Here is a 24,805-nt window from a genome sequence, read left to right as displayed (position 1 = left end):
CGATCGGCGAGAAAGCGCCTCCCGGAAAGACCCTCAGTTGCCCTGCGCCGCCGCGCATTTCGGGAATGGTCCGTACGGTTGAGGGCCGCCCCCGTCCCTCCCGTGCGGGCGGGGCCATCACCGCAGGTCACGGACCGTCAGAAGATCTTCGTCCCGGATCACCTCGGATGGCGCACGCCGCCCTCCCGGGGGCCACCCGTTCGCCTCCGTCCCGTCGCCGGTGGCGCACCCTCCGCTTAGCGTTCACGTCATGCGCGAGTGACACGGCGACGGCCGTGTCGAGAGGGGAAGGCGAATGTCAGCTTTCGAGCCGGCCGAAGCCGAAGAGGAGGCGCGGCCGAGGAGGCGCGCCCCGTGGGGCGTGATAGCGCTGGTCCTGCTCACCGGCCTCGCGCTGCTCCGCAACGGCTCCGGGGAGTTCGACGTGGGCCCGCCGCAGCCGGCCGGTGCGGCCGCCGCGGACAGCGCGACCCCCGGCGGCGCCGTCGGCGCGCTGCCGGCGCTGCCGTACGCGGTGCCGGACCGGGTGCGGATCCCGGCGATCCAGGTGGACGCGCCGATCGTGCCGGTGGGTCTGGACGCGGAGGGCTGGGTGGACGCGCCGCCGCCCGAGGACCCGAACCTGGCGGGCTGGTTCACCGGCGCGGTCTCGCCGGGCGAGAAGGGCACGTCGGTCGTGGTCGGGCACGTCGACAACGCACAGGGCCCTGCCGTGTTCTACGGCTTGGGCGCGCTGAAGAAGGGCAACCGGGTCGAGGTCGCCCGCAAGGACGGCAGGACCGCCGTGTTCGAGGTCTACGGCGTGGAGGTCTTCTCGAAGAACGACTTCCCCGGCGACCGGGTCTACGCGTCCAAGGGAACCGCCGAGCTGCGGGTCATCACCTGCGGCGGCGGCTTCACCCAGCAGGACGGCTACGACGGCAACGTCGTCGCCTTCGCCCGCCTGACCGAGGTCCGCTGAGCCGTCGGCCGAGCCGTCCCCGCCCGTCCGGGCGGAGACGGCTCGGCCGTTCTCAGACGTACTCCCGGCGGGGCACGGTGACGTGGTAGCCGGAGTCCAGCAGGTGCGGCAGATAGGAGCGCAGTGCCTTCACGCTCTGCGAGCGGTCGCCCCCGGCGTCGTGGGAGAGCACCACGACGCCGGGGGCGGCGCCGTCCTCGACCCGGCCGACGATGGTGCGGGTGCCGGGCTCGGTCCAGTCGAGGGTGTCGACGGTCCAGGCGAGCGGCTCCATGCCCAGTTCGGCGCCGAGCTCGAAGGCGGCCCGGTTCCAGGCGCCGTAGGGGGCGCGGAACCACTCCGGGCGGGCGCCGTAGTGCTTCTCCACGACGTCGCTGGTGCGTTCCATCTCGGAGCGGATGGTGCGGCGGCGGAGTTTCGTCAGCAGGGGGTGCGACCAGGTGTGGTTGCCGACGACGTGGCCCTCGTCGGCCATGCGGGCCAGCAGGTCCGGGGTGTAGCCGGCCATCTCGCCGCACACGAAGAACATCGCGCGCACCTCGTGCCGGGCCAGGATGTCGAGGATGTCGGGGGTGTAGCGGGGGTCGGGCCCGTCGTCGAAGGTGAGCACGACCGTGCGGCCGTCGTCCGGGACCTTCAGCAGCGGCTCCTTGCGCACCGGGGTCCTGCCGGGCGGGGTGCGCGGGGGGCCGTAGCCGGTCAGCGGCCTCAGCCGGTACTCGGAGGGCCTGAGCGGGCGGCGGGCCGCAGGCGCTCCGGCTGCGGGCGGGGAGGCGGGCGCGCCCCGGTTCCCGGCCCCCGGCGCGAGCACCGCGGCCACGCCTGCCGCGCCCAGCGTGGCGGCACCGGCGAGCAACGCCCGGCGCCGGGTGAGCAACTGATCCATCTGCATGACTCATGAGTCGCCCCGCGGAGGTCCGGCACAGCGCGACGACACCGGTGCGGCGGCACGATTTCACCTGATCGGCGCAGCATATGGCGGAGTTTTCCGGGGACCGCGCGGTGTCCGGCCGGGCGGCGCTCCGATAGCCTCGCGGTCGTGACGGAACAGCAGTCCCATCGGTTCGAACGGGGCACGGACGGCCCGAAGGTGATCGTGGCCGGCGTGGACGGCTCCGACTCGTCGCTGCGCGCGGCGGCCTACGCCGCGGGCCTGGCGCGGCGTCAGGGAGCCCTGCTAGCCATCGTGTACGTGCAGCCGGTGCTGGCGGGCGGGGCGGCTCTCGGCGCGCCGGTGGCGGACACGACGGAGGAGATAGCGCAGGACCTGGCGGCGCACATCCGGGAGTCGATGGAGCGCCTCAAGGGGATCTTCGACATGCGCTGGGAGTTCCACACCTTCCGGGGCGACCCTTACAACGGCCTGGTGAAGGCGGCGGACGACCTCACGGCGGACGCGGTGGTGGTGGGCGCGTCCGAGCAGGCGGGGCACCGGTTCATCGGTTCCGTGGCGGTGCGGCTGGTGAAGGCCGGGCGCTGGCCGGTGACGGTGGTGCCGTAGTCCGGTGAAGGCGAGTCCCGCGGCTCGCGTGGTGTCTTCCGTCGGCGGTGTCACGAGGGGATCATGAGCCCCCGTCGGACGCTTGCCGAACGCGAAGAGGTGAGGCGCATGGCCGGTCTCCGGGCGGGCGAGGGAGTCCTCCGCCGCAAACCGATCGAGCGCATCGAGGAGACGGAGGCCGGCCGGGGGCCGCGGCTGGAGCGCACCCTGGGCCTCTGGCAGCTCACCGCGATCGGCGTGGGCGGCATCATCGGAGCGGGCATCTTCACGCTCGCGGGGACGGTCGCGAACGGCACGGCAGGACCCGCGGTGCTGCTGTCCTTCCTGATCGCGGGTGTGGCGAGCGCGGCGGCGGCGCTGTCGTACGCGGAGTTCGCGGGGATGATCCCGAAGGCGGGGTCGGCCTACACGTACGGGTACGCGGTGCTGGGCGAGCTGGCGGGCTGGTTCATCGGCTGGGACCTGCTGCTGGAGTACACGGCGATCGTCGCGGTCGTCGGGATCGGCATCTCCGGCTACTTCAGCTTCCTGGTGAACGAGATGGGCGCGGACCTCCCGGCCTGGATGCTGGGCGCGCCGGGCACCGGGGACGGGCACCGGGTCGATCTGTTCGCGGCACTGCTGTGTCTGCTGATCGCGGCGCTGCTGAACCTCGGCATCAGGAACGCGGCGCGTTTCGAGACGGTCGTCGTGGTGCTGAAGGTGGCGGTCGTGCTGCTGGTGATCGGAGTCGGCGTGTTCCACATCCGGGCGGCGCATTACGACCCGTTCTTCCCGTTCGGCGTCGGCGGGGCGTTCACGGGTGCGGCGACGGTGTTCTTCGCGGTGTTCGGCTACGACGCCATGTCGACGGCGGCGGAGGAGTCGAAGGACGCCCAGCGGCACATGCCGAAGGCGATCATCTATTCGTTGATCATCTCGATGGTGCTGTACGTGGCGGCCTGCCTGGTACTGACGGGCATGCAGGACTACAGGGACATCGACCCGGAGAGCGGCTTCTCCACGGCCTTCAAGTCGGTGGGGCTGACCGGGCTGGCGGACGTGATCGCGGTGGGCGCCATCATCGGCATCCTCACGGTGATGTTCACGTTCATGCTGGGCGTGACCCGGGTGTGGTTCGCGATGTCGCGGGACGGGCTGCTGCCCCGCTGGTTCGCGAGGACCCACCCGACGCGGCACGTGCCGACTCGGGTCACCTGGATCGTGGGGGTGGCGTCGGCCGCCATCGCCGGGTTCCTCCCGATCGGCGAGGCGGCCGAGCTGACCAACATCGGCATCCTGCTGGCGTTCGTGGTGGTGTGCACGGCGGTGATCGTGCTGCGCTACCGGCAGCCGGAGCTGCCGCGCTCCTTCCGTACGCCGTTCATGCCGGTGGTGCCCGCGGTGGGGGTGATGTTCTCGATCTGGCTGATCACGTTCCTGCAGTGGCAGACCTGGGCACGGTTCGCGGTGTGGTTCGCGGTCGGCCTGGTCGTGTACTTCGGCTACTCGTACCGGCGTTCGGCGCTGGCGCGGGCGTCGAAGGACACCGGCGGGACGGAGGACCAGCGGGGCTCCTGAAGGAACTCCAGGAAGTCGAGGAGGGCGCGCAGCAACGCGTCGGGGCGCTCCACGGCGTAGTGGCCGGTGCCCTCGAGGGTCGCCGTCCGGCCGTCGGGTACGGCGCCGGCCAGGTGCTCGGCGACCGCGTGCGGTTCGGCCGGTTCCAGGGACCCGTAACTACGCCTACTTCGGGGGGCTCACACCGCCACGGCCTGGTGGGTGCTCTCCGCCTGGGCCGTGGGCGGCGTCCTGTTCGGCACCCTCGTCCTCCTGTTCCGCCGACGGCCCGAGGCGGCCGACGGCGACCGTCGCCGACGGCTTCCGGAGGGGCCAGGGCATGACGGCCGACACGACCGGCACGGACGGGCGGCCGGTGCCGCCCCCGCCGGGTCACCTCACCTGCGCGTCCGCCACGTCACCTCGGGCCGAACGCCCGGGTGACGCCATCACCGTGGCGGACGGGCGGCCGGTCGGTCGCGGCGTGCATGCGGAGGCGTCACCCCTGGTCGTGGGCGTTCGGACGACCGCTCTCCTGTCCTGCGCGCACGCCTCAGCCGTCCCCCTCCGTCCGCGTCCCGCCCGCCATCACGAGCCCGTCCTTCGCCGCGCCCCTGCTGAACACCACGTCACGGATGCGGTCGCGGACGGCGTGCAGTTCGGCGCCCCGGGCGAGGGCCGCGTCGAGGTCGACGACCCGGCCGGCGTCGACGTCGTACAGCTGGGGCACGAACTCGGCGCGGGTGACCTCCCAGCGGCCGCCGGGGCGGGACGGAGACGAGAAGGTGAAGCGGCCGACGGTGGACTGGTTGCCGCGCGGGTCGTGCACCCCGTCGTGGTTGGTCATCTCGCCGGCGATCTGGTCGCCCATGCCGTAGACGACCCAGGTGCCGTTGACCTTCTCGTACGCCTGCGGGACATGGGCGTGGGTGCCGAGGATCAGGTCGACGTCCGGGCGGTCGCCGGTCTTCGAGGCGGTGAGGGAGCGGGCGAGGGAGAGCTGGAGGTCGTCGGGCGCGTCCTGCCACTCGGTGCCCCAGTGCAGGGAGACCACCACGACGTCGGCCCCGGCCTTGCGGGCGGCACGGGCGTCGGCGACGATCCGCCGCTCGTCGATCAGGTTCACCGCCCAGGGCCGGTCCGGCGGCAGCGGAATCCCGTTGGTGTCGGAGGTGTAGGCGAGGTGCGCGACGCGGGCGCCGCCCGCGTCCAGCAGGGTCGGTGCGGCGGCCTCCCGCGCGGAGCGGGCCGAGCCGGCGTGGCGCAGGCCCGCCCGGTCGAGGGCGTCGAGGGTGCGGCGGATTCCCTCCTCACCGTCGTCCAGGGTGTGGTTGGAGGCGGTGGAGCAGCCGTCGTAGCCGGTGGCGGCGAGGCCGGCGGCCACCTCGGGCGGTGACTTGAAGAGGGGGTAGCCGCTGTAGTCGCCGTCGGCGCCGTACACGGTCTCCATGTGACACAGGGCGAGGTCCGCGGGGGCGACGACGGAGCGGATGCCGGAGAGCATCGGCCGGAAGTCGTGGCCGGCGCCCCCGGCGTCGAACGCGGCCTGCTCGATGACGGAGGTGTGGGGCAGGACGTCGCCCGACGCGACCAGGGTGAAGCCCCGGTCGGCCGTCGCCGAGGGGGCCGGACGGCCCTGGGCCTGCGGTGTGTGGTCGCGGGCCTGGCAGGCGGCGCCCGCGGCGAGGACGGCCGTCAGGAGGAGGGCCAGCTGTCTGCTGCGTGCGATCATCACGTCACCCCGCTGTGGTCGTATTTATGGATAAACAGGTAAGAAGCCACATTGCGGCGAACGGCGCTCCGACACGCTCTTTAGGCCGTCCGGCGTGCGAGAACGGCCGTCCCGACCGTTCGTCGAACCGTTCGTCGACGCGATCGACCGTCCGCCGCACACTCCTGTGCGCGACCTGTCCCCCGGCGACGGGGTGCGTTGCCATACGGCCATGACGGCCGGAATGACACTCACGAACGGGACCACCGCCGAGCACGAGCTCGCCGCGCTCCAGCGGGAGCACGGCCGGCCCCTCTTCGCGCTGCTGCTCCGGCTCTGCGACGGGGACCGGCAGCGCGCGGAGGACCTGGTCCAGGAGACGCTGGTGCGCGCCTGGCAGCATCCCGAGGCCCTGCGCGCCGAGAACTTCGACTCCGTACGCCCCTGGCTGCTGACCGTGGCGCGGCGGCTCGCCATCGACGCGCGCCGGGCCCGGCAGGCGAGGCCCGCCGAGGTAGGCGACGCCGTGCTGGAGAACGCCCGGGTGATCTCCGACCACGCGGAACGGGCCGCCGCGACGCTCGACGTGCGGGAGGCTGTGAAGACTCTCACTCCCGAGCACCGTGAGGTCCTGGTGCTCGTGTACTTCCAGGGGGCGAGTGTGGCGGAAGCGGCGGCCACCCTCGGAATCCCGCCCGGTACGGTGAAGTCCCGCGCGTACTACGCGCTGCGCGCCCTGCGCCGGGTGCTTCCGGGCTACGCCTCCGACATGCGGTGAAACCGACCGTAGGGTCAAACCTCCGTAAAGCGCCTTGCCCTGGAACCCGGTTGGGGATCGGCTGTCCTCATCCGTGTTCCGGACCGGACATCCGGGCTCGGGCGACGCGCACGCACCGGAGGAGGCAGGAAGGGATGCTGCACAGAGGTCGAGAGAGCACGGACGGCGACGGCGGACACGCCGTCCCCATGGCCTGGTTCTACGCCGAGTACATCGCGGACGAGCTGCTGCGCACCGGCGACCTCATGCCGCCGACGTCCGTGGAGTTCCGGGCCGGCCGGGACGCGCTGGCGCTGACCGTCTTCCTGTCCGACGCCGACGGCGAACTGTCCGGCATCCGGGTCATCACCCAGCTGGAGACCTGGCTGTCGCTGACCGCGTACGACCAGCCGTGGCAGGAGTGGGTGCAGGAGCGGCTGGACGACCTGGCCGCGGACGCCGCCGGGTCCGGCAGGGGTGCTCCGGGCCCGGACCTGGAGCTGGCCGTGGAGGCCTGGCGCTGGCTGCGGGAGACGGAGCTGCTGGCCCCGGACCTGAACGCGGTGCCGGGCGGCGGGGCGGCCGGCGAGGACGAGGGACCGAAGGTGTGGACGCCGGCGTGGCAGCTCGGACTGCCGCTCGGGCACCTCGCCATCCACCTCTTCTAGGGCCGTCCGGGCCCGTTCCGAGGTCCGCGGAAAATCCGACCAATCCGCGGGCCCGAGGTCTCCGAATCCTTAGGTCACGATTCGGTGCGTCGCTGAGTCGATCGGCTGCCTGGTGCGTACCGGTGGGAGCAAGGAGTAACCCCACCCGCACCCAACGGCACGAGGATTCGGCATGAGGTCCCTGGAGAGGCATCGCGACGTCGGCGCCTACGCGCTCGGCGTGCTGGACGAGGCGGAGGCGTTCCGCTTCGAGGACCACCTCATGGAGTGCCCCAGCTGCGCCGTCCAGGTGACCGAGTTCGGCCCCGCGACACGCCAGTTGATGCTCTACCGCAGCGCGACCCCGCGCACGGTCCACCCGGCGGCGCAGCCCTCGCCGCGGATGCTGGACCGCCTGCTCACCCAGGTGTCCGCCCGGCGGCGCGTCGGACGGCGCCGGATGCTGCTGGCGCTGGCCGCGTCCGTGGTGCTCGCGGTGTCCGCCCCGGCGGTCACGGTGGTGGCGCGGGGCGACGACGGGCCGCGCCCGCTGACCGTGGAGGCGACCGACGAGCGTTCCGGGGTGTGGGCCGAGGTGAAGGTCGAGGACCGCGACTGGGGCAGCAGCGTGGAGCTGCGGGTGAAGGACGCGGCGGGACCGCGCGACTGCGTCCTGGTGGGCATCGGCCGCGACGGCTCGGAGAACGTCATGACGAACTGGGCCGTGCCCCGGCACGACGCCCGCCCCAACACCGTCCCGGGCGGATCCGCGATGCGCTCCGACGACATCGAGCGGTACGAGGTGCGTTCCACGCAGGGCGAGACACTGGTGGTGCTGCGGCCCGAGTGACCCCGGCGGTCCGCGGCGGGAAGTGTGCGGGGGTCACCTCAGCAGGCGGGACAGTCTCCGGTCGGCCAGCGGCTTGCCGCCCGTCTGGCAGGTGGGGCAGTACTGCAGCGAGGAGTCGCTGAAGGACACCTCACGGATGGTGTCCCCGCACACCGGGCAGGGCTCGCCGGTGCGGCCGTGCACGCGCAGGCCGGTCTTCTTCTCCGCCTTCAGCCGTCCGGCCGCCAGCCCGCGCGAGCGTTCCACGGCGTCGGTGAGGGTGGTGCGCAGCGCCTCGTACAGCCGGGCGGTCTCCTCCGGGGTGAGCGAGGAGGCCAGCTTGAACGGGGACATGCGGGCCGCGTGCAGGATCTCGTCGCTGTAGGCGTTGCCGACGCCCGCGATCATGCTCTGATCGCGCAGGGCGCCCTTGATCCGGCGGCGCTCCCCGGAGAGCAGCTCGGCCAGGCGCGCCTCGTCGAAGTCGTCGGCCAGCGGGTCCGGGCCGAGCCGCGCGATCCCCGGGACCTCCGCCGGGTCGCCCACCACGTACACGGCGAGCCGCTTCTGCGTGCCGGCCTCCGTCAGGTCGAAGCCGGCGCCGGTCTCCAGCGCGACGCGCAGGGCCAGCGGGCCCTTGCCGGGGCGGGGCACGCCGCTGGGCAGCGGGTCCTTCCAGTGCAGCCAGCCCGCGCGCGCCAGATGGGTGACGAGGTGCGGGCCGCCGTCCGTGGCCAGCGCGAGGAACTTGCCGTACCGCCGCACGGCGGTGACCTCGCGGCCCTCGACGGCGGTGAGCGGCGGGTCGTAGGTCTTCAGGACGCTGATCGCCACGGGCAGCGCCCGGACGATCTCGTGGCCGGTCAGGTGCTCGGTGAGGAAGTCCTTGAGCGCCTCGACCTCGGGGAGTTCCGGCATGCGTCAAGGGTGCCACCGACGGCGGACGTCCTCAGCCCGTGCCGGGTTTCCCGCCGGCGGCCGGCCCCGGGTCCTTCGCGGCAACGAACTCGCTCCAGACGCACTTGCCGCCGCCGCGCGCCTCGACACCCCACAGGTCGGTGAGCGTCTCCACCAGCAGCAGGCCCCGGCCGGAGACGCCGCCCTCGCCCGCCTCCCGGCGCCGCGGCAGGGCGCTTGAGGAGTCCTCCACCTCCACGCGCAGCCGCCGTTCGGCGCCGTCGAGCACCCGGAGCGTGACCTCCGCGGACCCCTCGGTGTGCATGAGCACGTTGGTGATCATCTCGTCGGCGACCAGTTCGATCTCGTCGGCCCGGTCCCGGGCGCCCCACGCGGCGGCCGCGGTGCGGATCATGCGGCGGGTGTCGGACAGCGCCTCCGGGTCGCCGGGCGGCACCAGCTGCTTGAGCCGGCCGCCGGAGCGCGGGCCCTCCGGTTCCCGGCGGCGCAGCAGGAGCAGCGCCACGTCGTCGTCGCCGCCCCGCTCGTCGGCCACCTCGATCAGCCGGTCGGCCAGGTCGCGCACGTCGTCGGGGCCGACGGCGATCAGCGCGGCGAGGGTCTCCACGCCGTCGTCGAGGTCGGCGCCGGGCTGCTCGACCAGACCGTCGGTGCACAGCACCAGCGTCTCGCCCGGCTCCAGCTCGATCCGCCCCACCGGGTACTCCAGCCCGCCGAACTCGGCGGACAGGCCGAGCGGCAGCCCGCCGGGCACGGGGGCCCGGCGGCAGGAGCCGTCGGTGCGGCGCACCATCGGGTCGATGTGCCCGGCGCGGACCGCCTGGATGACGCCGGTGGCCAGGTCGACCTCGGCGTAGAGGCAGGTCGCGGAGCGGTCGGTGTCGAGTTCGTTCAGGAAGACCGAGGCGCGGGCCATGACGGTGGCGGGCGTGTGGCCCTCGGCGGCGTAGGCGCGCAGCACGATGCGGAGCTGGCCCATGACGGCGGCGGCGTGCGTGTCGTGGCCCTGGACGTCGCCGATGACGGCGCCGACCCGGCTGCCGCCCGCGGTGCTGCCGGGCAGGGGGATCAGGTCGTACCAGTCGCCGCCGATGTCCCGGCCGAAGGAGCCGCCGAAGGTGGCGGCGCGGTAGCGGACGGCGAGGTCCGCGCCGGGCACGCTGGGGATGGTGCGGGGCAGCATGGCCTGCTGGAGCCCCTGCGCGAGGTCCATCTCCTGCTCGTAGAACATCGCGCGCTGCAGACTCTGGGAGATGCTGCTGCCGAGCGCGACCAGGATGTTGCGCTCCTCGGCGGTGAAGCCGCGCCGGTCGCTGTAGAGCAGGCCCATCGCGCCGATCGGACGGGCCTGCACGATGAGCGGCAGATAGGCGGCCGAGGTGATGTTCAGCCCGGTGATGCCCCGCCACAGCTCCGGGTAGCGCTCGGCGAACTCCTCCGGGGACTCGATGAAGCGCGGGCTGAGGGTGCGGACCGCCTCGCTCATCGGATACCGCTCGTCGATCCCGGTGAGCTCGGTGCCGGGCACGAAGCTGCCCGCCGGTCCCTCCGCGATGAGCCGGATGCGGCCGGCCTCGACCAGCCCCATCACCAGACTGGTCGCGCCCAGATGGGTGAGGCCGTGGGTGTCCTTGAGGACGTCGATGACGTCCCGCACGGTCCGGGCGTGGGCGAGCGCGGCGGTGGTCAGCTGGACCACGTTGGTCTGCTGACGGCGCAGGTTCTCCTGGAGGGCCTGGTCGCGCCGGTCGCCGCTCTCGCGCAGCTCCTGCGTGGCGTCGCGGACGATGCCGATGATGCGGCGGGGCCGGCCGGCCTTGTCCCGCCGGATGTAGCCCTGGGTGTGGGTCCAGCGCAGGGAGCCGTCGCGGCAGCGGACGCGGAAGTAGGCGCCGTAGTTCTCCTGGCCGGTGTTGAGCGCCCGGGCCACGGCGGCGTCCAGCCGCCGCGCCTCCGCGGGCGGGACGCGGTTGGCGAGGGTCTCCGGCCGGTCGTCGTACTCGTCGGGGCGCACGTCGAAGATCTCGTGCGCCTGGGCGTCCATCTGCATCACCCCGGCGTCCAGGTCCCAGTCGAAACTGCCCATGCGGTTGAGCGCCAGGATCGGATCCGGGTGTTCCGGCCAGTCGTCCGGGAGTGACAGGGGGCTCGCTCCCCGATCAGCCATGGGGCCACCTTGCCAGGATTCGGGCGATTCTTCGACCGCTGGGGCACCTGGGGGCACGGGTATCCCGGGACGCCCGGTGGTACACGGGAAGTCACAGGCAGTAGGGCGCCACGGGGCCCGGGAGCGGGCCGGAGCCCGTCCGGCGGGCCGGTGCAGGAGGGAGGGTGCGGACGTGGAGTGGTTCGGCGCGGCCGAGTACTGGACGAGCCGGCTGGTCTTCCAGAAGGGGCTGGCCGCGCTCTACCTGGTCGCGTTCCTGGCCGCGGCGCTGCAGTTCCGCGCGCTGGTCGGGGAGCGGGGCATGCTGCCGGTGCCGCGCTTCGTGGCGCGGGTGCCGGCGCGGCGCTCCCCCAGCCTGTTCCACCTGCACTACTCGGACCGCTTCTTCGCGGGGTGCGCGTGGACGGGGTGCGCGGTGGCGGCGGCGCTGCTCGCGGGGGCGGACTCGCTCGTGCCCCTGTGGGCGGCGATGCTGCTGTGGCTCGTGCCGTGGGCGCTTTACCTGTCGATCGTGAACGTGGGGCAGACCTGGTACGCGTTCGGCTGGGAGTCGCTGCTGCTGGAGGTGGGTTTCCTCGGCGTGTTCCTCGGCAACGACGAGGTGGCGCCGCCGGTCGTCGTGCTGTTCCTGCTGCGGTGGGTGCTGTTCCGGGTGGAGTTCGGCGCCGGGCTGATCAAGATGCGCGGCGACGAGTGCTGGCGCCGCCTCACCTGTCTGGACCACCACCACGAGACCCAGCCGATGCCGGGGCCGCTGAGCTGGTTCTTCCACCGCCTGCCGAAGCCGCTGCACCGCGTCGAGACGGCCGCCAACCATGTCACGCAGCTGGTGGTGCCGTTCCTGCTGTTCGCGCCGCAGCCGGTCGCGTCGGCGGCCGCCGCGCTGATGATCGTCACCCAGCTGTGGCTGGTGCTGTCCGGGAACTTCGCCTGGCTGAACTGGATCACCGTCGTGCTGGCGCTGCCCGCCGTGGCCTGGCCGTCCGATCCGCCGCCGGTGGGCGACGCCCCGCTCTGGTACGTGGTGGTCGTGCTCGCCGTGTCCGCGCTGCTGCTCGCGCTCAGTCACGCGCCGGTGCGGAACATGCTCTCGCGGCGCCAGGTCATGAACCGCTCCTTCGACCCGCTGCACCTGGTGAACACCTACGGGGCGTTCGGCACCGTGAGCCGGGTGCGGCACGAGGTGGTGCTGGAGGGCACGGCGGACGAGACGCCCCGGGAGGATTCCGAGTGGCGGGAGTACGAGTTCAAGGGCAAGCCGGGCGACCCCCGGCGCTGGCCGCGCCAGTTCGCGCCGTACCACCTGCGGCTCGACTGGCTGATGTGGTTCGCGGCGCTGTCCCCGGCGTACGCGAGCCCCTGGTTCGGCGGGCTGGTGGAGCGGCTGCTGGAGAACGATCCCGACACGCTCCGCCTGCTGCGCCGCTCCCCCTTCCCGGCTGACGCCCCGCCCCGCCACATCCGCGCCCGTCTGTTCCGCTACCGCTTCACCACCTGGCGGGAGCTGCGCGAGACGGGCGCGTGCTGGGAGCGGACCTGTGTGCGGGAGTTCTTCCCGCCGACCCGGCTGGCCGGGAGCACGCGGAAGTCCTGAGCCGCGCGCTGGTCCTGCTGGCCGAGCGGACCCCGGTGACGCAGGTGGCGCACCGGTGCGGATGATCGTCCACGAGCGCCTTCATCGACGTGTTCCGCCGTGCGTTCGGGCACACGCCGGGCACGCACGCGCGGTGACCGGGGTTCACAGCAGGCCGGTGGCGCGCAGTTCCTCCCACAGGGCGTCGGGGACGGGTTCTTCGAAGCGGTCGGCGCAGTCGTCGACCTCGGCGGCCGAGCGGGCGCCGACCAGGACGGCGGTGACCGCCGGGTGGGCGGCGCAGTGGGCCAGGGCCGCGGCGCGCAGCGAGGTGCCGTGCCGCTCGGCGGCCTCCTTGATCCGCAGGGCGCGCTCCAGGAGGGCTGCGGGGGCGGTCGCGTAGTCGTAGGTGGCGCCCGGCCGTGGGTCGGCCAGAAGACCGGAGTTGAAGGCACCGCCGACGACGACGGACATCCCGCGGTCCAGTGCGGCGGGCAGCAGCTCGACGGCCGCGCTGTGGTCGAGCAGGGTGTGGCGGCCCGCGCACAGCACCACGTCGATGTCGGTGTCGCGGACGAAGCGGGTGAGCATGGCGGTCTGGTTCATGCCGGCGCCGATGGCTCCGACGACGCCCTCGGAGCGGAGCCGTTCGAGGGCCGGGTAGGCCTCGCGGAAGGCCTGGTCCCCGTGGTCGTCGGGGTCGTGGAGGTAGACGACGTCCACGCGGTCGAGGCCGAGGCGTTCCAGGCTCGCCTCCAGGGAGCGCCGGACGCCGTCGGCGCTGAAGTCCCAGACGCGGCGGTGGGTGGCGGGCACGGCGAAGCCGTGGGCGAGGTCGTCGCCGCCCGCGTCGGACGGTTCGAGACGGCGGCCCACCTTGGTGGACACCGTGTAGGTGTCGCGGGGCAACTCCCGCAGGACGGCGCCCAGCCGGCGTTCGGCGAGGCCGAGACCGTAGTGCGGGGCGGTGTCGAAGTAGCGGATGCCCCGCCGCAGCGCGGCCCGCACCGCCTCCCGCGCCTGCTCCTCGGTGACGGGGGTGTAGAGGTTGGCGATGCCCGAGGTGCCGAGGGCGAGCGGGGTGATCTCCACACCGCTGCGGCCGAGTCTCCGGCGGACCGGCTCGGACGGGCCCGTCGGGACTCCGGGGTCACTCATGCCGGGCTGCTCCTTGTCGTGATCACGGACCGGACGCGGCCGAGCATACGGGGCCCTCGACCGCCTGACCGGGCGGCGGCCGGAGCCCCCGCCGCCCGGTCAGGCCCGCCTCAGCCGCAGCGTCCTCAGCTCGAAGGGCCGCAGCCGTACGGCGATCCGCCCGTCGTCGACGGCGGGCGGATCCGTGTCCGCGAGGGGGCGTTCCAGCAGGTCGGTCACGTCCACGCCGACAACCGGGAAACCGGCGGTGAGCGTGGCGCGGGCGCGGGCGCCGTGCGCCTCGTGGAAGCGGACCACGACGTCGCCGCTGCCGTCGTCGGCGAGCTTGACCGCCGTGACCACGACGGAGTCCTGGTCGACGCTCACCAGCGGCGTCACCTCGGCGGCCCCGTCGAGGCGCCGCTCGGGCAGGTTGATCCGCCAGCCCTCGCGTACCGCGTCGCCGATGGACGCGCCGGGGACCAGGGCGTGCCGGAAGCGGTGGACGCCTTGGTCGGTCTCCGGGTCGGGGAAGCGCGGGGCGCGCAGCAGGGAGACGCGGACGGTGGTGGTCGTGCCGCCGTCGCCGTCGGTGCGGACCGCGCGCGTCACGTCGTGGCCGTACGTGCCGTCGTTGACGACGGCGACGCCCCAGTCGGGCTCCTGGAGGTGGACGAAGCGGTGGTTGCACGCCTCGAACTTGGCGGCCTCCCACGAGGTGTTGGTGTGGGTGGGGCGGAAGAAGTGGCCGAACTGCGTCTCCGAGGCGTAGCGGTCGGTGTGCAGGTCCAGGGGGAAGGCGAGTTTGAGGAACTTCTCCGTCTCGTGCCAGTCGACCTCGGTGTCCACCACCAGGCGCTTCTCCCCCGGCGCCAGCGACAGCACCTGCGTCACGCGGGAGTCGCCGAAGGTGCGGACGATCCGCACCGAGGCGCCGTCGTCACCGGGGGTGACCTCGTCCGCGTCGGTGAGGTCGGTGACGGTGTTGCGGTAGAACTCGTCGACGTCCCAGGCGTCCCACATGTTCGGCAGGTCCTGGTGCAGCTGGAGCACGTTGCCGGTGCGGCCGGGGGCGATGGTCTCGCGGTCGTTCGCCAGGTCGACGGCGGAGTCGACCAGGCCCCGGGCGTCGATGCCGACCCTCAGCAGGCCGTTGTCCAGGACGTGTCCGCCGTCGGGGCGCTCCGTGTGCGTGGTGCGTCCGGGCGCCTCGGCCGGGCGTGCGCCGCCCGCCGGGACGCCGGCGCGGGTGTGCGGGGCCGCGTTGAAGACCAGCGGCACACCGCCCTCGCCTGCCAGAGCCCGCTGGGCGGCGTCGACGACGGCGTTCAGCTCGTCGGCGACCCGGGCGTACGTGGCGCGGGCCTCGCGGTGCACCCAGGCGATGGAGGAGCCCGGCAGGATGTCGTGGAACTGGTGCAGCAGCACCGTCTTCCAGATCCGGTCCAGGTCCGCGTACGGGTAGGGGAAGCCGGTGCGCACGGCGGCCGTGGCCGCCCACAGTTCGGCTTCCCGGAGCAGATGCTCGCTGCGTCGGTTGCCCTGCTTGGTGCCGGCCTGGCTGGTGAGCGTGGCGCGGTGCAGTTCGAGGTACAGCTCGCCGACCCAGACGGGCGGTTCGGGGTTCTCCGCCGCGGCCTTGGCGAAGAAGGCGGACGGGGTCTCCCAGGTGACCGTGGCCGATCCTTCGAGGTCGCGGAGCCGGGCGGCCTTGGCGACCATCTCGCGGGTGGTGCCGCCGCCCCCGTCGCCCCAGCCGGTGGGCGCGAGGGAGTGCCGGGCGCTGCCCTTGTCCTTGAAGTTGCGGACGGCGTGGGCGATCTCGGCGCCGCGCATGGAGCAGTTGTAGGTGTCGACGGGCGGGAAGTGGGTGAAGATCCGGGTGCCGTCGATGCCCTCCCAGCGGAAGGTGTGGTGCGGGAAACTGTTGGTGCGGGACCAGGAGATCTTCTGCGTGAGCAGGTACGTGGAGCCCGCGGCCTTGATGATCTGGGGCAGTCCGGCGGCGAAGCCGAAGGTGTCCGGCAGCCAGGCCTCGTCGTTCTCCACGCCGAACTCGTCGAGGAAGAACCGCTTGCCGTGCACGAACTGCCGGGCCATGGCCTCGGAGCCCGGCATGTTGGTGTCGGACTCCACCCACATGCCGCCGGCCGGCACGAACCGTCCGTCGGCCACCGCCTTCTTGACCCGCGCCCACACCTCGGGCCGGTGCTCCTTGATCCACGCCCACTGCTGGGCCTGGGACATGGCGAAGACGAAGTCGGGCTCGTCGTCGAGGAGGGCGGTCATGTTGGCGGCGGTGCGGGCCACCTTGCGCACGGTCTCACGCAGGGGCCACAGCCAGGCCGAGTCGATGTGCGCGTGCCCGACGGCGCTGATGCGGTGCGCGGACGGCACGGCGGGCGCGGAGAGCACCTCCGTGAGGCGTGAACGGGCTTGTCCGGCTGTGCCGTTGACGTCCTGGAGGTCGACGGCGTCCAGGGCGCGCTCGACGGCGCGGAGGATCTCCCAGCGGCGGGGCGAGTCGACGGGCAGCTCGGCCATCAGCTCGCCGAGCACCTCCAGATCGGTCACCAGGTGCCACACGGTCTCGTCCAGAACGGCGAGGTCCATGCGGGTCAGGGTGTACTGGGGGTCACTGCCCGCGGTCTCCAGGTCGCCGAGCGGGGTCGGCGTGAACGGGCGGTAGTCCATGATGACGGGGTTGGAGGCGGCCTCGACGTGCAGGCGGACCTCCTCCCCGCCCCGGACGGGAGCGCCGATCCGCACCCACTGGTTGCGCGGGTTGAGGCCCTTCACGGGCGTGCCGTCGGGGCGGTACACCAGCCCTTCGCACTGGAACCCGGGCATGTTCTCGTCGAAGCCGAGGTCGAGGATCGCCTCCACGGTGCGGCCGGCCCACGCCTCGGGGACGGTGCCGGTCACCCGGAACCAGCTGGTGCCCCACGGCGCTCCCCAGCGGGAGCCCACGGTGATCGGCTCGGAGTCGGCGGCCAGCCCCTCGGCGACCGGGACCGGTTCCCCCGGCGCGTGCCACACCGCCACTTCCAGGGGGACGGACTCGGGGTACACGGCGGGTCGGACGCGCTCGTCGAGGACCCGCCTCAGACGGGCTTCGACCAGGGTGCGGTCGTCATGCATGCGGCGCTCCATGGTTGTGGCCGTTCGCTGCCGTACGGGATCCCGCCCGCGAGACGGGACCCCCGGGTACAACTCCCCTCCCACACCTCCCTCGAACCGCCCCCGCCCCAACGCGCGCACGGGCAGGTCAGCGGGCACAGGACGCCGTGCCACGGCCTCTGCGCCGGCACGGGTCTGCGAACGCGGGCTCCGGCCGACCGGGGGGAGGCGAACCGGTCGGCCGTCGTATCCCGTTGCCCCGCCCCGCACTCACGAACTAGGGTCGGGCGCGTGACTGCCGGGTCGGCCTTGAGCCGTTCACGAAAGGCGCTCCCGGCTCCGGAGTGAGTCCGGGGCGGGCGCGCGCGCCTCCGTCGTCGGTCGTTCCTTCCACCCGTCGTGCTTCCGCCGGCGGGGAACGGCACACCGACACCGGAGACGAGAGGCGACCATGCCCGCAGCACCGCACATCGAGTTGAACCACACCGCCGTGTACGCCCGTGACCGCAGACACTCCGCCGAGTTCCTCGCCGGGATCCTGGGTCTGGAGGTGGGGGCGCCGTTCGGGCCGTTCCTGCCGGTGGACCTGGGCAACGGCGTGACCTTGGACTACTACGAGCTGCGCGACGAGCCCGTGCAGTCCCAGCACTACGCCTTCCTGGTGCCCGAAGAGGGGTTCGACGCCATGGTCGCGCGCCTGGAGGAGGCCGGGGTGACGTACTACGCCGACCCGCGGCACACCGAACCGGGACGCGTGAACAACCTGTTCGGCGGCAAGGGGGCGTACTTCGAGGACCCGGACGGCCACAACATGGAGATCATGACCCGGCCGTACGTCCGGCCCTGAGTCTGCCCCCGGTCAGAGCGACCGGTACATGACGTGCAGCCCGACCCGGCCGTGCCGGGGGTGGTCGAAGGCGTCCGGGACCGTGCCCAGGACGGTGAAGCCGAGCGAACTCCACAGCTTCACCGCGGGGTTGGTCTCGACGACGGCGTTGAACACCATGCCCCGGTACCCGGCGTCGCGCGCCTCGGCCAGCACGTGTTCGGCCAGCAGCCGTCCGGTCCCGCGGCCCGCCCGGTCGGGGTCGACCATGAAGCCCGCGTTGGCGATGCGGGCGGCTGGGCCGCCGTAGTTGGGGGTGAGATAGGCGGAGGCGACGACGGTCCCGTCGTCCTCGACGACGTACACCCGTTTCGCGGGGCTCATCCACAGGGCCCGGGCGTCCTCCTCGGAGGTGCCCGGGTCCCAGGTGTAGGTCTCGCCCGCCGCGACGATGCGGTGCCAGAACGGCCAGATGCGGGCCCAGTCGTCCGGACGCGCTTCCCTGATCAGCATGGATGCGAGTCTGGCACGCCCGGTGCGGGCGGGAGTGCGAGGGGGTGACGTGTCAGTCGACGCTGGGGAGGATGTGCGGCTCCGCGAGGTCCTCCTCGTACCCGGCGAGGCGGATGGGGGCCGAGCGGGCCCACACGTCGAGGCTTCCCAGTTCCCCCGGTCGGCGGCCGGAACGCTCCATGGGTTTTTCGGGGCGCTGTTCGAGTTTCGTCTGCTCCGGTGTCACCGCGCACTCCTTATGTGTCGGTCACCCTCGGGACGTACCGTGTCGGCCCTGCGGCCGGCGCCCGACGCCCGAGCGGGTCTGAGTCCAATACCGTTCGGACGCGGTGGCGCCGGTCGTTCGAGGGAGAGCGGGCCGTGGTGAACCGGCAGTCCCATGACGGATCGTGGGTGCGGGTAGGACCCTTACTGCTGTCCGTCCGCCTCAGATTAACCAAATGAGCGGCCCCCTGCTCGATGGGGCTGCAAACTGGCTGTAACAATCACATGACGGATCGCCCATCATCAGGCGCTATGTCCAGGCATGTCGTGACAGAATGCGCACCGTAGCTCACTCGATCGGAGTACGCGCGTCCCGAAGTACCGGACAAGTCCGGACGGCCGGGGCGCGGTCCGGGCGCCGCCGGCCGTCGTCGGTGTGCTCGGGGTGGCCGGATGCTCACCAGCGGCCGGGCGCGTAGTCCTTCAGGAAGACGCCGTACAGGTCCTCGCCCTCCTCGCCGCGCACGATCGGGTCGTAGACGCGGGCCGCGCCGTCGACCAGGTCGAGCGGGGCGTGGAAGCCCTCCTCGGCGAGGCGCAGCTTGTCGAAGTGCGGGCGCTCGTCGGTGATCCAGCCGGTGTCGACCGAGGTCATCAGGATCCGGTCGGAGTCGAACATCTCCTGCGCGCTGGTCCGCGTCACCATGTTCATGGCCGCCTTGGCCGCGTTGGTGTTGGGGTGTCCCGCGCCCTTGTAACCGCGGGCGAAGACGCCCTCCATCGCGGACACGTTGACCACGTAGGCGCGCTTCGAGGACGCACGGCTGGCCGCCTCGGCCATCGCCGGGCGCAGCTTGCTGATCAGGATGAACGGCGCCGTGTAGTTGCACAGCTGGGTCTCCAGCAGCTCCACCGGGGAAATCTGCTCGATCGTCTGCACCCAGGTGTTGGAGTCGACGACGTCCGGCAGCAGGCCCCCCGCGTCGATGGCGGTGCCGTCCCGGTGCCGCTCCACGCTGGCGTTGCCGGCGACCAGGGCGAGGTCGGCCACCGCCTGGGCGTCCAGGCCGCTCGTCCCGGCGGGCAGCGCGGTGAGGCCGTCCACCGCACCGGAGTTGAAGGCGCCGATGACGTGGTGGGCGGGCAGCTCGCCGGCCGGCAGCGGGGCGCTCTCGCCCTCGACGAGCGCGGCGTAGGCGGAGGGCAGCCGGCGCACGGTCTGGGTGGCGTTGTTGATCAGGATGTCCAGCGGGCCCTGCTCCGCGACCTGGTCGGCGAGCGCGACGACCTGGCCGGGGTCCCGCAGGTCGATGCCGACGACCTCCAGACGGTCGATCCAGTCCGCGGAGTCGTCCATCGCCTTGAAGCGCCGGATGGCGTCCTTCGGGAAGCGCGTGGTGATCGTGGTGTGGGCGCCGTCGCGCAGCAGCCGCAGCGCTATGTACATGCCGATCTTGGCGCGGCCGCCGGTGAGCAGCGCCCGCTTGCCGCTGAGGTCGGCGCGGGCCTCGCGGCGGGCCCGGTTCTCGTCGGCGCACTCCGGGCAGAGCTGGTGGTAGAAGTAGTCGACCTCGACGTACCGGGTCTTGCAGACGTAGCAGGAGCGGGGGCGCTGGAGTATGCCCGCGATACGGCCCGGCTCGACACGGGAGGAGGGCAGGATGCCCTCGGTCTCGTCGTCGATGCGCTGGGCGGAGCCGGTGGCGGTGGCCTCGGTGACCGCCTTGTCGTGCGCGGTCTTGGCTGCCCGGCGCTCCTGGCGGCGGCGCTGCTTGACCGTGCGGTAGATGTGCGAGGTGGCCCGGCGCACCTTGATCGCGTCCGGGTGGTCCACGTCGATCTTGTCGAGCTCCTCGAGCACGCTCAGGCAGACGGCCAGCCGCTCCGGGTCGATGCCCGGCCCGTACGCCACCTCGTCCGTGGTCCCGGGGCCGTCCTGTGTCACCGTCATCGCCGCTGCCGTTCCCGCTTCGGTTCGCGCGGCGCTCCGTCCGCGTCCGCTGTCGAACGGGGGATTTTACGGAGCGCCGGGCCGCAGCACCAAACCGCTGCGCTCAGTGAGCGCAGGCGACGGTGAGTGCCGTCACCTCCTCGGTCACCGCGCGGGCGAGCAGGTCGAGGTCGTCCACGGCCGCGCCGTCGGCCACCAGACCGTAGTGGACGCGTCCCCGGTAGGTGGAGACGGCGACCGCCAGGGAGTGGCCGGGGGCGAGCGGCGCGAGCGGGAACACCGCGCCGAGCGGGTCGCCTCCGAGGCGCAGGCCGAAGCCTGGCAGCGGCACGCTGGTGACCAGGACGTCGAACCAGAGCCGGGCCGCCTGACCGAGCAGCGGTCCGCCGAGCCGGTGGCCGAGCGGCGGCACGTGCTCGGCGAGCAGCGCGACCGCGCCCGCGCCACGGTGCGGGCCCGCTTCCTTGTTGCGGTCCATGGCGGTGCGGACCCGGGTCAGGCGGGTGACCGGGTCCTTCTCGTCGAGCGGGAGCCTTATCAAGTACCCGGAGAGCCGGTTGCCCTGCGGGTGGGCGGTGCGGGGGCGACGCCGGGAGACGGGGACGAGGGCGCGCGGGGCGACGCCGTCGCTGCCGTCGCCGCGCTCGTCGAGCCAGCGGCGCAGCGCGCCGGCGACGACCGCGATGAGGACGTCGTTGACGGTGCCGCCGGCGCTCTTGCGGATGCGGTGGACGTCGTCGAGGTCGACGACGACACCGGCGGTGCGGCGGGTGCCGCTGGGCGCGCAGGTGAGGGCCGGCGAGGAGCGCATGTCGAGGGTGGACCTGGCGACGGCGGCGCCGATGTCCAGGGCCCGGCCGGCCTCGGCGAGGGCGTCGCGCACCATGCCGGGCACCTCGCGGACGTCCGGGACGACCCCGCGGGTCGGCTCGGCGGGCCGCGGCCGGGGCGTGGGCAGGTCCGTCGGGTCCATCAGCGCGGCGGCGAGGGTGAGGGCGCGCAGTCCGTCGGCGAGGGCGTGGTGGAACTTGAACAGGACGGCGAAGCGGGCGCCGCCCTCCTCCGGCAGCACGTGCGCCTCCCACGGCGGACGGGTGCGCTCCAGGGGGCGCCCCATCAGGTCACCGGCGGCGGCGTGGAAGTCGGCGACCGGCTCGTGCAGCCGGACGTGGTCGAGGGGGTCGAAGCCGGGGTCGGCCTCCCGTGCGGCGCCGCCGAAGGCGAGCGAGCCGCGGACGACGGAGGTGAGCGGGCGGCCCAGCGCTGCCGTGAGGGGTTCACCGGGGGCGGGCAGGGAGCGGCGCAGCGCCGAGAGTGAGCGCCGCAGCCCGAGCGGCTGCCAGGTGTCGCGGATGCGCATGCGCAGCCCGGGCACCGCGGCGGACCGCGCGGCGAGCAGGTCCGCGGCGTGCGCGGCCGCGGAAGGCGAGCCGGCGGTGAAGACGCCGAGCGCCGCGAGGTGCATGGGGTGCCCGGCGGACTCGAGGTTCCAGAACGCGAGGTCGAGGGGGGCGAGCGGGTCTGCGGTCATGGGCGGGGGCCTCGCATCGACGACGGGAACGGATCAGCAGTCAATCGCTCCCGGCCGATTACGGTCAAGTACGATCTGGCTACCCCTAGTTAACAGCATGTGACGTCTCCGCCCCTTCCGCTGTTACGGCGAAAGGGGCGGAGTCGTCCTCAGGTGCGGGGCCCAGGGGACGTCCTCGCCGTCCGGCGGGGTGACGGACGCCACCCGAACGCACGCCGCCCGGACGGGTGGGTCCTCTTACTACGGCCCGTCAGTCCGTGGCCGGGCAGCCCGCGGGCCGGGCCCGGGAGGCGTCCCGGATCAGGTCCCGCTGCGCGGCCCGCACCCGCTCGACGTCGGGCTTCATCACCCGCCGGTCGTAGGTGAGCAGACCGTTCAGCTCGCCCTCCACGTCGGAGATCTGGGTGTAGACGGCGCCGTTGCTGCCCCGGCACACCAGCGCCCGCACCTCGTCGAGCTTGGTGAGGTAGTCGTCGGTGTAGGTCGCCGGGTCGACGTCGACGTACGACTGCTGCACGGGCCAGGCGTGGCCGGGCACCGCGAGGCCGAGACCGCCGTACTCGCCGCTGACCAGGGCGCGCTCGCCGTCCGGGCGGGGCGGCAGGGCGGGGCTCGGGTATCCGTGCTCGTCCATGATGTCGCCGGTGCCGCCGTCGGCGCCCAGGTTCAGCCCGGACTGGTTGTTGACCAGCCGGCTGGGGTCCCAGGACTTGGCCTGCGCGGCGATCCGGCCGACGTCGTACTGGCCCCAGCCCTCGTTGAAGGTGACCCACATGACGATCGACGGGCTGCTGATGTGCTCGTCGATCATCTCCTTCATCTCGCGCTCGTAGCGGGCGCGGGCCTCGGCGTCCGGGGTGCGGGCGTCCCGCATGGAGGGCATGTCCTGCCACACCAGCAGGCCGAGGCGGTCGGCCCAGTAGAACCAGCGGTCGGGTTCGACCTTGATGTGCTTGCGCACCGAGTTGAAGCCGAGCTGCTTGTGCGCCTTGAGGTCGTACGCGAGGGCCTCGTCGGTGGGCGCGGTGTGCAGGCCGTCGGGCCAGAATCCCTGGTCGAGGGTGGCCATCAGGAAGACGGGCTTGCCGTTGAGGACCGTGCGCGGCACTCCGTCGATCTTCTCCACGGCGATGGAGCGCATGCCGAAGTAGCTGTTCACGCGGTCGGCTCCGACACGGACCTTCAGGTCGTACAGGAACGGATCGTCCGGCGACCACAGGCGCGGCTTCCTGATCTTCAGCGTGAGCGGCTGCCCGGTGCGCCCGGCGGCGGTGGCGACCTTGCGCCGTCCGTCGTACGCGGTGGCCGTCACCGGCAGGCCGGCGCGGACACCCGTGGCCTCGACGGTGAGCCGTTCGCCCTGCACGTCGGGGATCAGCCGGAGGGAGTCCACGTGGTCGCGGGCGACCGGCTCCATCCAGACCGTCTGCCAGATCCCGGAGCTGGGCGTGTACCAGATGCCGCTCGGGTCGAGGCGCTGCTTGCCCATCGGCGGGTTCTCGCCGTCGGCGGCGTCGGTCGGGTCGTAGACGCCGACGATCAGCTCCTGGGGGCCGCTCCGCTTCAGCGCGTCGGTCACGTCGACGGAGAACTTGTCGTAGCCGCCCTCGTGCGCGGTGACCTTCGTGCCGTTGACGTAGACCTCGGCACGCCAGTCGACCGCCTGGAAGTTGAGGCGCAGCCGCTTGGCGGAACCGATGTGCCAGTCGCGCGGGACGGTGAAGGTGCGGCGGTACCACATGCGGTCCTCGTGCCGCTGGATCCCGGAGAGCTGGGACTCCACCGGGTAGGGCACCAGGACGCGTTCCTTCAGCGTGCGGCCCACGGGCGGACGCTCGCCCTCCTCGGCGGCGGCGAACTGCCAGCGGCCGTTGAGGTTGCGCCACTCGTCACGGGTGAGCTGCGGGCGGGGGTACTCGGGATGGGCGTTGCCGGGGCCCACCTCGTCGGCCCACTTGGTGCGCAGCTCATGGGTGGAGTGGTTGGGCCCGCTGCTGAGGAAGGCGTCCACGGGGTCGCCGTCGGTGGCCTTCAGCCCGCCCTGGCCGTCGTACCGGACGTCGGCGCTGCCGCGGGCGGTGCCGGTCCTGTTGCCGACGACGGGTTCGGCGAGGGTGACGAGCAGCGCCCTCGGGTCGGCCGGGTCGGGTGCCGCCGCGGTCAGCGACCACGGGGCGCCGCCGATGACCGCGTCGAGGTGGTCGGTGAAGCCGGCGGGCGGTGTGGCGAGCGGCTCGGGGAAGTCGAGCTTGAGGGTGCGTCCGGAGGCGAGGACGGTGGCGCCGAGGGCGCCGTCGTAGTCGAAGCCGTCCGGGAGGCGGAACGCCGTCCGGGGCACCGCTTCCTCGGCGCCGCCGGGCGGGGTCCAGCGCAGGTGGAAGTTGGAGCCGCCGTAGTGCTCGAAGTACTCGACCTTGATGTCGTGGGCGCGGCCGGCGGTGAGCTGGACCGGCTCGGAGGTCTGCTCGTTGTCCCAGTCGTCGATCCAGTGGTCGATGACGAGGGCGCCGTCGACCCACACCCGGAAGCCGTTGTCGGAGCTGACCGAGAAGGTGTGGGCGCCGGTGGCCTCCGGTACGAGCTTGCCGGTCCAGCGGACGCTGACGTCGTCGGCCTGGCCGGTGGTGAGGCTCAGGCGCGGTTCCAGGTTGTCGAAGTCGAGCTGAGGGTCGAAGGCGACGGTCTTGAGTTCGTGGAAGTCGAAGGCGCCTGGGGCGGAGTGGGTCCAGTACTCGCCCTTCAGCCCGTGGACCTCCGCGGGGCCGTCCTCGGCGACGGCCGAGGCGGGCCCGGTCGCGGTGAGGCCGGTGACGCCCAGCGCGGTGGCCAGGAGAAGGGCGATACGGTTCCTGAGTCGTCTGATGCGCACGGATCCTCCGTCGGTGAGGAAGTGACGGCTCTCGCTGTGCATGTTCTGTTC

The 24,805-nt window shown here is 72.8% G+C and carries 19 protein-coding genes and 1 pseudogene; 9 read left to right on the top strand and 11 right to left on the bottom strand.

Features of this window, described 5'->3' with window-relative positions:
- Positions 1-295 precede the first annotated feature (295 nt).
- On the top strand, positions 296-961 hold the full coding sequence (locus tag MTR79_RS13755; protein WP_048455007.1) for a class F sortase: 666 nt from the start codon (positions 296-298) through the stop codon (positions 959-961).
- Positions 962-1,013: 52 nt separating this feature from the next.
- On the opposite strand, the gene MTR79_RS13750 is transcribed toward MTR79_RS13755, so the two are convergent.
- Complete coding sequence (locus MTR79_RS13750; RefSeq protein WP_244790403.1) at positions 1,014-1,853, bottom strand: polysaccharide deacetylase family protein; 840 nt, start codon at positions 1,851-1,853, stop codon at positions 1,014-1,016.
- Between the two features lie 147 nt (positions 1,854-2,000).
- Between MTR79_RS13750 and MTR79_RS13745 the strand changes: the two genes are divergently transcribed.
- Together MTR79_RS13745 and MTR79_RS13740 are read left to right on the top strand one after the other, a co-directional pair.
- On the top strand, positions 2,001-2,462 hold the full coding sequence (locus tag MTR79_RS13745; RefSeq protein WP_048455008.1) for a universal stress protein: 462 nt from the start codon (positions 2,001-2,003) through the stop codon (positions 2,460-2,462).
- Between the two features lie 108 nt (positions 2,463-2,570).
- Entirely contained in the window at positions 2,571-4,022 is a 1,452-nt protein-coding gene (locus MTR79_RS13740; protein ID WP_244790401.1) for an amino acid permease, read from the top strand.
- A gap of 532 nt (positions 4,023-4,554) precedes the next feature.
- Here MTR79_RS13740 and MTR79_RS13735 read toward each other — a convergent pair.
- Positions 4,555-5,733: a CapA family protein gene (locus MTR79_RS13735; protein WP_244790399.1), complete on the bottom strand. Its 1,179-nt coding sequence runs from the start codon at positions 5,731-5,733 to the stop codon at positions 4,555-4,557.
- Between the two features lie 211 nt (positions 5,734-5,944).
- On the opposite strand from MTR79_RS13735, the gene MTR79_RS13730 reads away from it, so the two are divergent.
- The 3 genes from MTR79_RS13730 to MTR79_RS13720 all read left to right on the top strand — a co-directional run bounded on the left by MTR79_RS13730 (position 5,945) and on the right by MTR79_RS13720 (position 7,966).
- Complete coding sequence (locus MTR79_RS13730; protein WP_048455011.1) at positions 5,945-6,490, top strand: sigma-70 family RNA polymerase sigma factor; 546 nt, start codon at positions 5,945-5,947, stop codon at positions 6,488-6,490.
- A 134-nt stretch (positions 6,491-6,624) separates the two neighbouring features.
- Positions 6,625-7,137, top strand: coding sequence for a hypothetical protein (locus MTR79_RS13725; RefSeq protein WP_086700858.1), 513 nt, complete (start codon positions 6,625-6,627; stop codon positions 7,135-7,137).
- A 172-nt stretch (positions 7,138-7,309) separates the two neighbouring features.
- Positions 7,310-7,966: a zf-HC2 domain-containing protein gene (locus tag MTR79_RS13720; RefSeq protein WP_086700857.1), complete on the top strand. Its 657-nt coding sequence runs from the start codon at positions 7,310-7,312 to the stop codon at positions 7,964-7,966.
- A gap of 33 nt (positions 7,967-7,999) precedes the next feature.
- Here the strand turns inward: MTR79_RS13720 and MTR79_RS13715 are convergent, their stop codons facing one another.
- Both MTR79_RS13715 and MTR79_RS13710 read right to left on the bottom strand, forming a co-directional pair.
- Positions 8,000-8,863, bottom strand: a complete 864-nt coding sequence (locus tag MTR79_RS13715; protein WP_244790397.1) for a DNA-formamidopyrimidine glycosylase family protein — start codon at positions 8,861-8,863, stop codon at positions 8,000-8,002.
- Between the two features lie 31 nt (positions 8,864-8,894).
- Positions 8,895-11,030: a SpoIIE family protein phosphatase gene (locus MTR79_RS13710; protein WP_244790395.1), complete on the bottom strand. Its 2,136-nt coding sequence runs from the start codon at positions 11,028-11,030 to the stop codon at positions 8,895-8,897.
- 172 nt (positions 11,031-11,202) lie between these two features.
- On the opposite strand from MTR79_RS13710, the gene MTR79_RS13705 reads away from it, so the two are divergent.
- Positions 11,203-12,624 (top strand): lipase maturation factor family protein, encoded by a 1,422-nt coding sequence (locus MTR79_RS13705; RefSeq protein ID WP_244790393.1) that lies wholly within the window; start codon positions 11,203-11,205, stop codon positions 12,622-12,624.
- 5 nt (positions 12,625-12,629) lie between these two features.
- Positions 12,630-12,761, top strand: a pseudogene (locus MTR79_RS13700) (helix-turn-helix domain-containing protein); the annotation flags it as partial.
- 7 nt (positions 12,762-12,768) lie between these two features.
- On the opposite strand, the gene MTR79_RS13695 reads toward MTR79_RS13700, so the two are convergent.
- Both MTR79_RS13695 and MTR79_RS13690 read right to left on the bottom strand, forming a co-directional pair.
- Complete coding sequence (locus MTR79_RS13695; RefSeq protein WP_244790391.1) at positions 12,769-13,761, bottom strand: aldo/keto reductase; 993 nt, start codon at positions 13,759-13,761, stop codon at positions 12,769-12,771.
- Positions 13,762-13,860: 99 nt separating this feature from the next.
- Entirely contained in the window at positions 13,861-16,881 is a 3,021-nt protein-coding gene (locus MTR79_RS13690; protein WP_244790389.1) for a glycoside hydrolase family 38 C-terminal domain-containing protein, read from the bottom strand.
- A 430-nt stretch (positions 16,882-17,311) separates the two neighbouring features.
- Here MTR79_RS13690 and MTR79_RS13685 point away from each other — a divergent pair, with 430 nt between their 5' ends.
- Entirely contained in the window at positions 17,312-17,707 is a 396-nt protein-coding gene (locus MTR79_RS13685; protein WP_086702762.1) for a VOC family protein, read from the top strand.
- A gap of 12 nt (positions 17,708-17,719) precedes the next feature.
- Here MTR79_RS13685 and MTR79_RS13680 read toward each other — a convergent pair whose 3' ends face one another.
- The 5 genes from MTR79_RS13680 to MTR79_RS13660 all read right to left on the bottom strand — a co-directional run bounded on the left by MTR79_RS13680 (position 17,720) and on the right by MTR79_RS13660 (position 24,754).
- Positions 17,720-18,199 (bottom strand): GNAT family N-acetyltransferase, encoded by a 480-nt coding sequence (locus MTR79_RS13680; protein ID WP_086702763.1) that lies wholly within the window; start codon positions 18,197-18,199, stop codon positions 17,720-17,722.
- A 52-nt stretch (positions 18,200-18,251) separates the two neighbouring features.
- Positions 18,252-18,425 carry a hypothetical protein gene (locus MTR79_RS13675; protein WP_102638571.1) on the bottom strand — a complete coding sequence of 58 codons (174 nt, stop codon included), beginning with the start codon at positions 18,423-18,425 and terminating at the stop codon, positions 18,252-18,254.
- Between the two features lie 435 nt (positions 18,426-18,860).
- The gene (locus MTR79_RS13670) at positions 18,861-20,354 is read right to left on the bottom strand and encodes an SDR family NAD(P)-dependent oxidoreductase (protein ID WP_086702765.1); all 1,494 of its coding nucleotides are present in this window, start codon (positions 20,352-20,354) and stop codon (positions 18,861-18,863) included.
- Between the two features lie 103 nt (positions 20,355-20,457).
- The gene (locus tag MTR79_RS13665; RefSeq protein ID WP_244790387.1) at positions 20,458-21,885 is read right to left on the bottom strand and encodes a wax ester/triacylglycerol synthase family O-acyltransferase; all 1,428 of its coding nucleotides are present in this window, start codon (positions 21,883-21,885) and stop codon (positions 20,458-20,460) included.
- 250 nt (positions 21,886-22,135) lie between these two features.
- Complete coding sequence (locus MTR79_RS13660) at positions 22,136-24,754, bottom strand: PA14 domain-containing protein (protein ID WP_244793159.1); 2,619 nt, start codon at positions 24,752-24,754, stop codon at positions 22,136-22,138.
- Positions 24,755-24,805: the final 51 nt, after the last annotated feature.

Source organism: Streptomyces sp. BJ20 (genome assembly GCF_022869105.1).
Taxonomy (GTDB): domain Bacteria; phylum Actinomycetota; class Actinomycetes; order Streptomycetales; family Streptomycetaceae; genus Streptomyces; species Streptomyces griseoincarnatus.
This window is presented reverse-complemented; position numbering and strand designations above follow the sequence as displayed.